The 12,961-nt window shown below is 71.4% G+C and carries 11 protein-coding genes, 1 tRNA gene and 1 pseudogene; 3 read left to right on the top strand and 10 right to left on the bottom strand.

The genetic code is table 11. From position 1 onward, the window contains the following. Positions 1 to 328 precede the first annotated feature (328 nt). Positions 329 to 1,270, top strand: coding sequence for a Yip1 family protein (locus E4N63_RS16780; RefSeq protein WP_230241066.1), 942 nt, complete (start codon positions 329 to 331; stop codon positions 1,268 to 1,270). A 112-nt stretch (positions 1,271 to 1,382) separates the two neighbouring features. Here the strand turns inward: E4N63_RS16780 and E4N63_RS16775 are convergent, their stop codons facing one another. The 4 genes from E4N63_RS16775 to dcd form a co-directional block, all read right to left on the bottom strand. Further along, positions 1,383 to 2,525: an HTTM domain-containing protein gene (locus E4N63_RS16775; protein ID WP_230241065.1), complete on the bottom strand. Its 1,143-nt coding sequence runs from the start codon at positions 2,523 to 2,525 to the stop codon at positions 1,383 to 1,385. 6 nt (positions 2,526 to 2,531) lie between these two features. Then, positions 2,532 to 3,131 carry a DUF5819 family protein gene (locus E4N63_RS16770; RefSeq protein WP_230241064.1) on the bottom strand — a complete coding sequence of 200 codons (600 nt, stop codon included), beginning with the start codon at positions 3,129 to 3,131 and terminating at the stop codon, positions 2,532 to 2,534. A 472-nt stretch (positions 3,132 to 3,603) separates the two neighbouring features. Beyond that, positions 3,604 to 4,995: an ice-binding family protein gene (locus E4N63_RS16765; protein WP_230241063.1), complete on the bottom strand. Its 1,392-nt coding sequence runs from the start codon at positions 4,993 to 4,995 to the stop codon at positions 3,604 to 3,606. Between the two features lie 386 nt (positions 4,996 to 5,381). After that, entirely contained in the window at positions 5,382 to 5,957 is a 576-nt protein-coding gene (gene dcd, locus E4N63_RS16760; protein WP_125623515.1) for a dCTP deaminase, read from the bottom strand. Between the two features lie 645 nt (positions 5,958 to 6,602). Between dcd and E4N63_RS16755 the strand changes: the two genes are divergently transcribed. Beyond that, positions 6,603 to 6,676 (top strand) — tRNA-Gly (locus E4N63_RS16755). A gap of 231 nt (positions 6,677 to 6,907) precedes the next feature. Here the strand turns inward: E4N63_RS16755 and E4N63_RS16750 are convergent. The 3 genes from E4N63_RS16750 to E4N63_RS16740 form a co-directional block, all read right to left on the bottom strand. After that, on the bottom strand, positions 6,908 to 7,231 hold the full coding sequence (locus tag E4N63_RS16750; protein WP_230241062.1) for a helix-turn-helix domain-containing protein: 324 nt from the start codon (positions 7,229 to 7,231) through the stop codon (positions 6,908 to 6,910). Next, positions 7,231 to 7,599 carry a type II toxin-antitoxin system RelE/ParE family toxin gene (locus E4N63_RS16745; protein WP_230241061.1) on the bottom strand — a complete coding sequence of 123 codons (369 nt, stop codon included), beginning with the start codon at positions 7,597 to 7,599 and terminating at the stop codon, positions 7,231 to 7,233. The genes E4N63_RS16750 and E4N63_RS16745 overlap by 1 nt, the downstream gene beginning before the upstream one ends. A 301-nt stretch (positions 7,600 to 7,900) precedes the next feature. Beyond that, positions 7,901 to 8,401, bottom strand: coding sequence for a YfbM family protein (locus E4N63_RS16740; RefSeq protein ID WP_230241060.1), 501 nt, complete (start codon positions 8,399 to 8,401; stop codon positions 7,901 to 7,903). A 95-nt stretch (positions 8,402 to 8,496) separates the two neighbouring features. Between E4N63_RS16740 and E4N63_RS16735 the strand changes: the two are divergent. Further along, positions 8,497 to 9,354, top strand: a pseudogene (locus E4N63_RS16735) (PE-PGRS family protein); the annotation flags it as partial. 102 nt (positions 9,355 to 9,456) lie between these two features. Here the strand turns inward: E4N63_RS16735 and E4N63_RS16730 are convergent. The 3 genes from E4N63_RS16730 to E4N63_RS16720 all read right to left on the bottom strand — a co-directional run bounded on the left by E4N63_RS16730 (position 9,457) and on the right by E4N63_RS16720 (position 12,889). Continuing rightward, positions 9,457 to 9,780, bottom strand: coding sequence for an SCO4225 family membrane protein (locus E4N63_RS16730; protein WP_230241058.1), 324 nt, complete (start codon positions 9,778 to 9,780; stop codon positions 9,457 to 9,459). A gap of 101 nt (positions 9,781 to 9,881) precedes the next feature. After that, positions 9,882 to 10,562: a response regulator transcription factor gene (locus tag E4N63_RS16725; RefSeq protein ID WP_125623503.1), complete on the bottom strand. Its 681-nt coding sequence runs from the start codon at positions 10,560 to 10,562 to the stop codon at positions 9,882 to 9,884. Then, positions 10,559 to 12,889, bottom strand: coding sequence for a histidine kinase (locus E4N63_RS16720; RefSeq protein WP_230241057.1), 2,331 nt, complete (start codon positions 12,887 to 12,889; stop codon positions 10,559 to 10,561). The genes E4N63_RS16725 and E4N63_RS16720 overlap by 4 nt, the downstream gene beginning before the upstream one ends. Positions 12,890 to 12,961 lie beyond the last annotated feature (72 nt).

Here is a 12,961-nt window from a genome sequence, read left to right as displayed (position 1 = left end):
CTCGCAGGGAGTCTGCCAGCCGCCACTGACACTCCCGCCCCTCGCGCCCGCCGCGTCACTCCGACCCCGGGAACACGGCCCCGGCACCCCTCGCGACCCACCCCGTACGCCCGTTCCCCGAGGCACCGGCAGATACCAACTCCCGTGCCCCTGCGGGCGGATGCGCGCCGGCGCCGCGCGGCGGCAACCCGTCCGTATCGCCATCACCCCTCCCCGCCTGGGGTTTTCCCCACCGGGTCCCCCTAAGGGATGTCACAGGTAGGCAGCAAAGAGGGGCCATTGGGGCCGTGGGCGCACCTCGTCCCCGCCGACCAGGTACGTTCGAATGGTGGCTGGATTCAGGATGGGACGCGGCCGGGACTCCCGCTCCGCGCAGCAGCAGGCCCCGCAGTACCGACAAGGGCAGCGGCAGCAGCCGTACGGACCGCCGTACGGCGGGCAGCCCGCGCCCCCGACCGCACCTCACGCCCCGCACCAGCAGTGGACGGGGCACGGCGGCGGCCAGGGCGGTCCGGGCGAGGGCCCGGAGTACTTCGGCGGTCACGATCCGCACCACGGTCACGGCCCGGTGCACGGCGCCCCCGGGCGGGCGGCGCACGGCCACGACCCGTACGCCAACAATCCGGGCCACACGCAGGCGTTCTCCCTCGGCGACGCCCCGGACGCGTACGGTCCTGGCCACGGCGACGGCTACGACCCGTACGGCGGGGAGCCCGCCCCGCCCGCCGGCCCGCGGCTGCACTGGAAGCAGCTGCTGAGCGGCATCGTGTTCCGCCCGGGCGCCACCTTCTGGCAGATGCGGGACTACCCGGTGTGGGGCCCCGCGCTCACCGTCACCTTCCTCTACGGCATGCTCGCAGTCTTCGGCTTCGCGGACGCCCGCGAGGACGTGCTGAACGCGACCCTCTCCAACAGCGTTCCGTGGGTCATCAGCAGTGGCATCGCGATCGTCATCAGCGCGCTGATCCTGGGCGCCGTCACCCACACCCTCGCGCGGCAGCTCGGCGGCAACGGCACCTGGCAGCCGACCGTGGGCCTCTCCATGCTGATCATGGCGATCACGGACGCGCCCCGGCTCCTGCTCGGGATGTTCATGAGCGGTGACAACACCGTGGTGCAGGTGGTGGGCTGGCTGACCTGGCTGGCGGCCGGCGCGCTGTTCACCTCGATGGTGAGCAAGTCGCACGACCTGCCGTGGCCGAAGGCCCTGGGCGCCTCGGCGATCCAGCTCGCGGCGCTGCTGGCGCTGCTGAAGCTCGGCACGTTCTAGGACGGGCGTCCGCCGGCACATCGCCGCCGGACGTACCGGAGGGCCCCGTTCCGCAACGGACCGGGGCCCTCCTGCATCCTCTGACCGGCTCACCGCGCCGGCGCACCCGCTGTCATCCGGCCGGCCCGGGCTGCGGCGGTACCAGTGCGGCGTCCGCCCGTGACGGGCTCTTCCCGCCCCCGGAGGCCACCCACCGGACCGCGCGCCGTCCCCTCTCGGCCAGGGCCCGGTAGAAGCGGTCCGGCAGGAACACGGCATCCGCGACGATCATCGCGCCGGAGAACAGCGGCAGCCCCATGAGCACGGCGATGCCCAGGTGCATGCCGAGCAGCATGACCAGGACGGGGTACTTGAACCTCCCGAACAGAACGAACGGCAGGGCCAGCTGCAGGAGCACCGTGAGGTAGCCGGCGACGGCGAGGAACAGCCAGCGCTCGTCCACCATCTGCGAGAGCACGGGCCAGGGCCGGAACAGGTCGAGGTTCACGACGTAGTGCAGCGCGGTCCCGTCCGCCCAGAAGCTGCCCTGCACCTTGTACAGACCGGCGGAACCGTAGAGCAGGCACACCTGGGCGGCGATGACGAAGAGACCACAGTTGTGCGCCACGGTGACCAGGAGCCGGCGAGCGGCGCCGAGCTGCGGCAGAAGACGGGACCCGTCCGCCTCCGCCCCGGCCGGCGGGGACCCGGCCCCGCTCGCGGAAGCCCGGAGCCGGCGCCTGCGCGCGTCGAGGGACCAGCGCCGGCCGCAGGCGGTGAAGCAGAGGTAGACGGCCATGAGGAGCATCAGATTGTCTCCCCCGTCCGTCATCAGGATGGCCCGCGCGTGGAAGGAGGCCACCACGACGGCGAACACCACGGACATCGCCCGGGTCCGCCAGCCGAGCATGAAGAGAGCGGAGGTGAGGAGAGCCAGCCCGTAGCAGAACTCGAAGTACACGCGGCTGTCGGACAGCAGGAGGATGCTCGACCAGCCCGTCTGCTCGAACAGCTGAGCCGCGAGGGCGGGGGTCCACGGGGAGCCGGGGCCCCAGATCTCGTGCCGGTGCGGGAACTCCCGCAGCAGGAAGGCGAGATAGAGGAAGCCGTACCCGATCCGCAGCACCGATGCCGCGTAGAGGGAAACCGGCCGCTCGGTCAGGGTGACGCGAAGCGCGGCGACGCGGCCGGACCACCGCCGTGCGCCCGCCCCGGTGGTCCCCGGGTCCGTACGGGACGACGGGGACGCGGGAAGAGAAGCCTGCTCAGCCGGCATGGTTCGTCACCTTCCACCACGGGAGATGCCTGGTGTTCGCGGGGGCGGGGGCGGGGCGGGCGCAGCCGCCGCGGGACCGCCCTCCGGCCGGGGCGGGACGATCGGCTGCGTGACGACCCTCAGCTGGATCGACGTGAAGTCGCCGGGCCCGGGCCGATGGGCGCGGACCCGCTCCACCGCGATGTTGCGCAGGTAGTCCCGGATCATCAGGGCCCGGTCCGAGCGTGCCTCGTCCTCGCCGCCGTATGTCTCGAGATAGGCGGTCCAGGCGCGGCGGAGAGTGTTCTGCGCCGTGTGGCTCGGGAACGGGTTGTGCTCGACGGCGGAGGCGTCGAGGGCCGTCAGGTCGAACCAGCCGCTGACGTCAGCGCCGCCGTCGGCGGAAGTCCGCAGGGTCCGCACCGAGATCCGGTGGTTGACGGACTCCGGGTTCGGCGCGAAGAGCCGCCAGTTCTGTTCGAAGAGAGGGTAGATCCAGGCGTTGATCTGCTTGCCGTAATGCTGCGAGATTCTGTTCGAGGGCGCGATGTGCAGAAACACCAGAAGCACATGGAGCAGGGACACCACCAGGCACAGGATCACCGCGCCACCGACGGCCGTTCTCACCGGCCGCGAGAGTCCCGCGAATCCTCGGCCGGATTCCCGCGGAGAGGGCCTCACGGGGTCCGCGGTGTGGTCTTCGCCGGCCGGTCCGCCGACCGGTGCACCGTCCGGTTCTCCGACGTGAACTGATGGGATGGCACTCGTCACGGCCGCACTCGGTCCTTCCGTCCTGACTGCTCTCGTTCTGCTGCTCGAAACCCCGGCTGCGCGCATCGCCCGACGGCTCCACGCCGAGGCCGTCCCCCTTCCGGGTTTCCGGGTTTCCGGGTTTCCGGGTGGTGCCCTCGAACGGTGCGCGGCGGTATCCCGGGGGATCCGCCGCGCACCGTCCGTCCCACCGCGCCGCGCGTGTGTCCGCGAGCCGCTGAGGGAGGGCAACTGCTCAGGGGGCCGGCAGAGGGGGTGGTGCGGGATGCCGCTTACGCCTTCCCGCTCTCCCGGCCCGAGCCGGGATCAGGCACGCCCCTCGTGATCATCACGCGTGGTTGCCGGTGTGGCCCTGATGGGCCTCATGACCTTGCCGGTCCTTGTGCTTCTCGTGCCCTTGGTGGCCGCAGTGCTGACCGTGGTGCTTGCCGTGGTGGGTGGCGTCCCCGGCCTTGTGCTCACCGTGATGCTTGCTGTGCTCGCCCTTCTGGGCGTGATGCTCGCCGTCGTGCTTGGCGTGCTTGCCGTGGTGCTCACCGTGCTTGGCCTGGTGCTCGCCGCCGTGCTTGCCGTGCTTGCCGGGGTGTTCACACTGCTTGCCACCGTGATCACCGTGGTGCTTACCGTGCTTGCCATGCTTGCCGTGGTCTTTGCCGCCGTCCCCACCACCGATGGTCTGACCGCCGTCGACGCCGCCCGTCGTCCCGGCGATGGTGCCGCCCGGGAACCCGCCCGCTGTGCTGCCCGCGGTGACACCCGTCGTGGTGCCTGTGGTGGCGCCCGTGGTGCCCCCGGTGAAGAGGCCGCCGATGAGGCCGCCGATGAGACCCGTGGTCGTTCCGCCCGTAGTGGTACCGGTGGTGGCACCACCGAGCACACCGCCCGGAGCGCCGCCGATGGTTCCACCGGTGGTGGTCCCGCCAGTGGTCGCCCCGGTGGTTCCCCCAGTGGTCCCGCCGGTGGTCCCGCCGGTGGTGGTGCCCGCGCACGACGGCCGCGTGATCCTGTTGTTGTCCATCGTCACGGAGCCGGTCCGCGCCAGTGCCCGGCCGTTGATGTTCGTCCCCGAAGTGACGGTGATCGACGCCTGGGCCAGGATCGTGCCGACGAAGGTCGAGTCGGTGCCGAGCGTGGCGGAACTCCCGACCTGCCAGAAGACGTTGCACGGCGAGGCACCGTTGACCAGGAGCACGCGGCTGGCGGACGCCGTTGTCAGCGTCGATCCGACCTGGAACACCCATACCGCGTTGGGGTCACCCTGGGCATCCAGCGTGAGTGTGCCGGTGAGCCCGATGGAGGAAGAGGCGTTGTAGACGCCCGGAGTCAGCGTCAGGCCGCCCAGGTCACCCGAGATGCTGGCATCCGGAGCCTGGCTGGCGGCGTTGATGTACGCGGTGGTCAAGTCGGTCTTGGCCTGCAGTGCCACGGCATCGGCGGAATGCACGCTGCCGATCACCAGGCCGGGAGGAAATCCGGTGATCGCCGTTCCCGGGCTCACTCCGAGGTCGCCGACCACCACGGTCGGACCGGTGTTGGTGACCGACTGGCCCGCCAGCACCGCGAAGGAGTCGGCGGTGCCGAGCGGGACGGCCGTTGCGATGGCGTGCGCTCGCGTCGGCATCATGGCCACCGCGAAGGTGGCGACTGCCACGGCGAGGGCTGCCGCGATCCAGGTGGAAAGCGTGCGCCAACGAGGCACACAAGAGATGTTCAGTGTCATGGAGAGCCCTACTCCTGCGCGGAAATATGAGGGATTTTCACGGCTCTTGGCCGGCACGCCGAACCGTTTTGCCTTTCCCCATAACGACGGCATCAGGGTTCAACGCTCTGTTCTTCGATCCCCCGAATCAAACGCCAGATCAGCCACTGAAGAACGTCACAACACGGTGCATATGAGTGAATTACGACAATAATGGCCATAGTGATCGAAATTCATCACATAACCACACGACCATATATGCCCGGCCGAAGATCTCTGTCACACCGAAAAAGCACCCACGAAGGGCCTCATGGCCGAGGCGAAAAGCAAGGGAAGCCCGCGCAAGAGCGATATTGCGCACAACCCGCCGAGAGGCGCGCTGTCACCGCATCAAGGCGGCGGAGGTCTCAGACCTGGGTCCGGTGGAAATTGAGATACGAGCGCGAAGGAGTCGGCCCGCGCTGCCCCTGGTAACGGGAGCCGTATGCGGCGGAGCCGTAGGGGTGCTCCGCCGGTGAGGCGAGCTTGAACATGCAGAGCTGCCCGATCTTCATCCCGGGCCAGAGCTTGATGGGCAGCGTGGCCATGTTGGAGAGTTCGAGCGTCACATGGCCGGAGAAGCCGGGGTCGATGAATCCGGCGGTGGAGTGGGTCAGCAGCCCGAGCCGGCCGAGGCTGGACTTGCCCTCCAGCCGGGAGGCGAGATCGTCCGGCAGCGTGATGACCTCATAGGTCGAGGCGAGCACGAACTCGCCGGGGTGCAGGATGAACGCCTCGTCGCCCTCGGGCTCGACCAGCCGCGTCAGATCGGGCTGTTCGACGGCGGGGTCGATGTGGGGGTACCGGTGGTTCTCGAACACCCGGAAGTAGCGGTCCAGCCGCACGTCGATGCTCGACGGCTGGATCATGGCGGGATCGTAGGGATCGATCCGCACCCGGCCGGCGTCGATCTCGGTCCGGATGTCCTTGTCGGAGAGAAGCACGGACCGAAGGTTACGCGGCCGACGCGGGCCCGGCCCAATCGCCCCGGGCCCACACCCCGCTCTCTCCTCCCGCCCGCGGGCCGCAATCCGCTCAACGACCGCTCACCGGCGGCCGGGAGGCCCCGGCGCCGAGCCCGGACGCCGAGCCCGGACCGGGCACCGGAGCCGAAGCCCGAGCCGGAGACCGCTCCCGCTAACGCTTCCCCTGCCCCACCGGCACCGAGTGACGCAGCCGGGCGCATCGCGGGCACCGCAGCAGCCGGCCGGGCCCGAGCCGGCCCCTGCCGAGGTTCTGCATCGGGAACGAAGCGGTGCTGAAAACGTGCCCTTCGGCACAGCGGACGACGGTGTGCTGCATCGAGTCCTTTTCCCCAATCCCCATGAAGCGTGGACGGACGAAGGCCACATTAGGGGATGGACCCGACGCCACCCGAGGCGGCTCTCCGCCCCACCGTATGCCCCAACTCCCCAGCCCGTAACCGCTCCCCGACGCCTCCCGCGCTCCCCGCCGCACCGAATCCCCGACCGGCCCCGCACACCGGACGCACCCCCTCCAAACAACGCAAAAGACCCCGCGGCTCCTACGCCGGGGGTCACGATGGGGTACAGTATGCGACGGTGAGGCGCCTCCAACGGCCCCTCCTCGCGGGTGTAGTTTAATGGTAGAACATGAGCTTCCCAAGCTCAGAGCGCGGGTTCGATTCCCGTCACCCGCTCCACGACGAAGGCCCAGGTCACAGACCCGGGCCTTGTTTGTTGTCCGCACCTCTCAGCCGTTCTCAGCGTCTCGTGCCAGATCCGTGCCAGAAGGGCCGTCGCCGGACCGCTCCCGCGACGCGCTATCACGTACCATCCGATCCAGCTCGGCGGCGGAGCCTCAAGCCCGGACCGTCTACGGCGCGCGACGACTTCGGTCGACGCCGTCCTCGGCGCGCCGGACTGGGCTCGTTTCAGGCGGCATGCGGAGTGAAGGTGACGGAGGAGTCACCCTCGTCGATGGCCAGGTTCAGGGTGCCGTCAAGCGCCTTGGCCAGGCGTCGCAGCAGCGGGAGAGTGGGCACGGTGTCGCCGCCCTCCATCCGGGATACCTGCGGCTGCGTCATCCCCGCCCGCTCGGCCAGTTCGACCTGGGACAGTCCGAGCTCGATCCGGCGGTCGTAGACCGCCTGTCCGAGATCGCCGGCCAGCCGCGCGTCGACGTACTCCTGGTCGTACTCCACGACCTCACCCGCAAGCTGCCGGGTCCGGCGCGTCCTCCATGTGCTGTGGTTCATCAGCTCTCCTTGCGCCGATCGTAGGTGTGCTCGGCCCGGCCGTGCTCGGCCTCGCAGACCTTCTGGGCCTGATGCGCACGCTCGACTTCCGCCGCCTCACGCATCTTCGTCTTGCGGAACACGGTCAGCAGAACGATGCGCTGCCCGGGGGCGAGCCAGTACGGGATGCGCACGGCGTCACCGTCCAGCTCGAAGCGCAGCTCACGCAGTTTGCCGCCCAGGTGACGCGAATACGGCTCACCAAGCGTCGTCGGCTCGTCCAAGAGACGTTCCGTCTTGTCCTCCACTCGTCGGTAGAGGCGGAACGGAAGCAGATCCAGCCAATCCCGTACCTCGGGCTCGATTTCAATCTCCCACCGCTCCGTCATGCAATCAACGATATATACCTCCGATTGCATAGAGCAAGCCGTCGTCGGTCCGCGACCGTCCGTGCCTCCCTCCTGCCGCGCCGCGCCCTGCGGCATGGCCGCGCCCGACGAGAAGGTTGCGGACCGAAGGTGCCCCGCGTGTCCGATGCGTGCCCGATCGGGGAGCGAACCGCGGTCAACCACGGTCGGCAACGAGTGGTGTCACGGCCACTGGATGGGATCGTTTCAGCAGGTCAGGCGCCGTTCTGCTGCCTAAGTGCCCGGTGATTCCCAAGCTGATGTCTCGCCACTGACTGGCCCGTCAGTCCAGCCAGACGAGCATCGCGTCGCCCACCCTGGCAGCAACCTCGAAGAACTGTGTGAGGCCGTCGTACCAAGGACGCCCCCACTCCAGCGAGCCGGACTCACTCCATCCGAGCGGATACACCTCGGCGCTGGTCAGTTCGGCAAGGTCCACACCGCTGATGAGCTGGGCATAGCTAGCAGCCCGCAGAGCTTCCGCCGCGAGCCGGACCCGCTCAGGCCGCAAGTACCTCGGAGACCCGTAGCCCCAATCCTCTTCTTCGGCGAACGGCTCCTCACCGTGGATCACGTTCACGGGGAACTCGGCGCGCGCCAAGAGGAAGCGGAGCATGTCCCAGGTCTTGTACGTGCTGAAGTGACGCGCTTCGGCCGGCGCGGGCTCCGACTCCTCCTCGGCGTCCTGAACCTCTTCGACGAACCCCAGCGCCCAGTCCGGGTCTCGGATCGCCCGGTCAAGCTCAGCAGCTGTGACACGCAGGTACTCGCCGATCATGCTCATGGCCGGAGACTAGGCGAGGCCACCGACAATGGCCGTCGGACAGACCCCAGGCACACGAGCTCACCGAGGCGCATCAGGACAAGGACAAGAGCGCCCGCGAGCTGCTCACCAACGTCCTCCTCGTGCTGCGGCACGGGCTGCAGCTCTACGACGCGGGACGCAAGGCCCACGTGGCCGACCACGGGAAGGACGTCATCCGCGCGCTGGCGCACGGCGGCCGGGTCACCATCCGCATCCCGGCCCTGGGCGAGGGCGAGTCGCCCACCGCGTTGACGGACTTCCTGGGCGTCACCCGGCCGGGGCAGGGGCGGCCCGGGGAAAGCGAGCTCGGAGAACACGTGAAGCCCCGGGGGTTCGCGACCCACCGCGTCTCCATCGATCCGAACACCGGGGACAAGCGAGGGAAGTTCGAGGAGAAGGGCGAGCTCCCCGCCACCCTGACGAACGCGCTCGCGCCGCCGGTCTCCGGCCTGGGCCCGGACCGTCCGGCTCTGCTGGGGCACGACATCTCCGGCGGCGGCCTCGGTGCCATGGACTGGAACGGCGACGTGATCCTGCCGGACGGGTCGCACGGTCACATGCTGCTGGTCTTCCACAAGCCGACCAGGAACAAGGACGGTGCCCTGATGGTCGGCATCGAGACCATCGGCCCGGGTGCCCCCAGCCCGGTCGGCTACCAACACGGCTTCCGCTCCAGCGAGGCCACGGCCAACCCCGAGAGCGTCCTCCACGGCCACAAAGGCGACAAGATCGGCGAAGGCGGCCTCCGGCAGAACCAACGCATGGTGGACCTGCAGGACATGGGCACCGGGCACGACAGCGGGAGCTGGCTCACGTTCCTGAACGAGATCAAGGAGGAGTGGGTCGACCGCCTGAAGCAGGCCGAGGAGCAGGGTTCGCCGCAGGTCGAGGCTCTGTACCGGGAACTCGTCGGACCGCGCCCGCAGCGGTAGCGCCGCCGGTTGTGCGGACCGCCGCTCCGGGCCCGCCCGAGGCCGCGGAACACCGGGGCGCCGGGATCCCCGGCACGGTCCCGGGGCGACGGGACCGCGTGCTCAGGGTGCCGGGTCCGGGCGGCCGCCGCGGCGCAGGACGCGGGTGCACCAGCCGATGATCGCGGCGTTGACCAGGGCCCCGAAGAGGATCGCCGCGACGAGCATCACGGCGCTCTCCGGCAGGACCAGCAGCACGAGGCTGCCCGGGGCGGCGGCGAAGATCGGGATGACACCCGCCATGGACTCACCCGAGTCGTCGGTCGCGGACACCACGATCGCCCACACGAGCAGGCCTATACAGAGCGCGAGGTAGGCGAGGCCGACGACGCCGAAGGCGCCGCGCAGGCGGTGGAGGACGGATCTGCCGGAAGCGGTACCGGTCACGGGGATGGGCTCCTTGGTTGCGGTGCTGTGCGGTGCTGTGCGGTGCGTTGGGGTGCGGTGCGGTGCGTGGCGGTGCGTTGAGGCGTGGCGCGTCGCGGTGCTCAGAGGTGGGTGCCCGGTGGGTTCGGGCGGGCGAGGCCGAGGTCGTAGGCGAGGATCGTCGCCTGGACGCGGTCGCGCAGCCCGAGTTTGCGGAGCACCGCGTTCACATGGGATTTCACGGTGCCCACGGTGATGCCGAGGTGCTCGGCGATCTCCGCGTTGGTGAGGCCGGACGCGACCAGGGTGAGGACGCCCCGCTGGCTGCCGGTCAGGCTGTCCAGCTCGGGGGAGCTCCCGACCGGGAGCACGGTGCGCGGTCCGGACGCGTAGTGGCTGATCAGGCGGCGGGTCGCGGACGGGGCGAGCACGCTCTCGCCGGACGCCACCACCCGGATCCCGTCCAGCAGTTCGGAGGGGTGGACGTCCTTGAGGAGGAAGCCCGAGGCGCCGGCGCGCAGGGCGTCGAAGACGTACGCGTCGAGGTCGAAGGTGGTCAGGACGAGGACACGGGGCGCGTCCGGCCGGCCGGTGATGATGCGGGTGGCGGCGATGCCGTCCAGTTCGGGCATGCGGACGTCCATGACGACGACGTCGGGTGCCAGTTCTTCGGCGAGCCGTACCGCGTGCGCGCCGTCGGCGGCCTCGCCGACGACCGTCATGTCCTCCTCGGCGTCGATCACGGCGGCGAACCCCGCCCGGACGATGCCCTGGTCGTCGACGACCAGCACCTTGAGGCTCATCGTTCCCTCTTCTCGTCGCCCGGCGCAGCCGCGAGGGGCAGCCGGAGGCGGACGGTGCCCCGCGGGCCGGTGGTCAGGGTGCCGCCGAGTGCCGTGACCCGCGTGGTCAGCCGCTCCCGTACGCCCGGGTCGGCGGCGCGGGGCACTCCGGTGGCCGTGAGCGTCAACCTATCCTCGTCCGCGTCGAGTTCGAGCACCGCCGGTTCCTCGCCGACGGCCGCGAGCACCGTCTCGGCGGCGTGGTAGGCGGCCAGGTCGACGGCGGTGGGCAGTCGTTCCGGTACGCGGCCGGTCAGCCGTATCTCGACGTCGCGGCCGGTGGCGCGGAGCTGGTGGGCGAGCAGGTCGAGTGCCTGGAGGGTGGGCTGCGGCCGCAGGTCGGGCCCCGTCTCGCCCTCCCGTACCGCGTCGAGCAGGGCGCGCATCGCGGCCAGGGCCTCGCGGGCGCGTTCGGCGGTCACGTCGAGCCGGCCCGCCTCCGCCTCCGCGACCATGTCGGCGGTGCGGGAGAGGACGGTGGTCTCCAGCCCGGCGGCGATCCTGCGGCGTTCGGCCCACGCGTCCCGTACGGCCTCCTCGGTCCAGGCGGCGAGGCGTTCCTCCCGCGTGCCCCGGGCGGCCCGGTCGCGCCGCCCGCGCAGGGCACCGGCCCGGCGGGCCGCGCCGACCGCCAGGGACGCCGCGGCCGTCGTCCCCGCGACGACCGCCCAGACGGGGACCGTCGTGCCCCGGTCCAGGACGGCCGCTGTCGCGGCCGCGGCGTGCGCTGCCACGGCCGCGACCGGGAGGGCCGGGAGGGCCGGGAGGAGCAGGCGCGGCCGGTTTCCGGCGGGGGACGGGCCGGCCGCCGTACCGGCGGCGTCCGCCGCGAGCGCCGCGCAGGTGGCCAGCAGGCTGAGCGCGGGGGGCAGCACCACCGGACCGGTGTAGCCGCCCGTGGCCATCGCCACCGGCCAGAGCAGGGCCAGACCGAACAGGATCCCCAGGGCCGCGCGGGGCGCACGGCGCAGCCACAGCAGCGCGACCGCCTGCGCCGCGACCAGCAGCGCGAAGAGCACGCCCGCGGACACCCGCCCACCGCTCGGCATCTCCTCCGCCCGGATGACCAGCAGGGGGAGCAGCGGCTGCACGACCAGGCCGGCGGCGGCCGTCAGCTGCGCCAGGCGATAGCTCCGCGGTAGGGACCGCTCCACCGGGGCCGCGGTCCGGCCGGGCAGGACCGCGTGCACGTCCCAGCCGCCCGCCGCCGTCGGGCCGGTGGTGAGGGTGCCGCCCGCCTCGCGGGCCCGCGACCGCAGGAAGGCCTGGCCGCGGCCGCCGCCGAGCCCCGCACCGTGCGCCACCGCGCCGGGCGGTGGTGCCGCGCTCGTGACCTGGACGTCCGTGCGGGTGTCGCTGTACCGGACGCGCACCCTCGTGTCCGCGCCGGGGGCGTGCCGTGCCACGTTGGTCAGCGCCTCCCGCACGATGCCGTACGCCGCGTCCGCGACGGTGCCGTCCGGCAGGGGGTCGATCTCGCAGTCCACCCGCTGGTCCAGGCGCCGGAACCCGGCGACCAGGTCCAGCAGTCCCTCCTCCGGTGACGGGGCGTCCTCGCGGGAGGGCGCCGGCGCCCGTACCGCGCCGAGCGCGCGGGTGACCTCGCGGCCGGTCTCGGCCGCGAACTCCAGCGCTTCGGCGGCCAGTTCGGGGCGGCGGTCGCGCAGCCCGAGGGCCGCCCCCGCCGTGACCACCACGGCCGTCAGATGGTGGGCGCTGACGTCGTGCAGCTCCCGCTCCATACGGCGCCGCTCGACCGCCGGGAGCCGGTGGCGCTCGGACTCCGCCCGGTGCAGCAGTCGCTCGGCCGCCTCCCGCGCGCGGCGGGCCCGCCGTACGAGGAGGCCGGCGCCGCACGCCGCGGCGTACAGCACCGAGGTCAGCACGAGGTCGAGTCCGTCGCGGTCGCTGAGCCCGTGCAGGCTGAGGTTGTACAGCAGCTGCCAGGCGGCGAGCGCCACCACGCTCAACACGGCGGTGAAGGCGTCGCGTTCGGTCGCGAGGGTGAACAGGGCGAGCGCGACGCCCGCGGTGCCGAGGACCGCCATCGCCCCGGTGGGCAGCGGCCCCGCGCCCAGCGCACAGGCCGCGGCGACCACGACGAGGGTGGTCACCGGGCGGGCACGGCGGAGCGCGAGCGCGGCCGTCACCACGCCGGCGACCAGGGCCGCCACGAGAAGGGCGGACGCGGGCGGGACGGCCCCGCGCACCAGCGCCGCCCCGGGCCACACCACGGCCTGGGCGCAGATCAGCAGGACCGGGAGCAGCCGGTCGTCGGTTCGCTTCATGTCGGAGCAAGGCTATGGCCGCAGGTGAGCGGCCCGGCTCCGGCTGAAGGCGGATTCCGGTCTCTTACCTGA

Origin of the sequence: Streptomyces sp. MNU89 (assembly GCF_020982505.1) — a bacterium.
Lineage (GTDB): Bacteria > Actinomycetota > Actinomycetes > Streptomycetales > Streptomycetaceae > Streptomyces > Streptomyces xinghaiensis.
The sequence above is the reverse complement of the archived record's forward strand: the minus strand, read 5'-3'. Positions and strand labels throughout refer to the sequence as shown.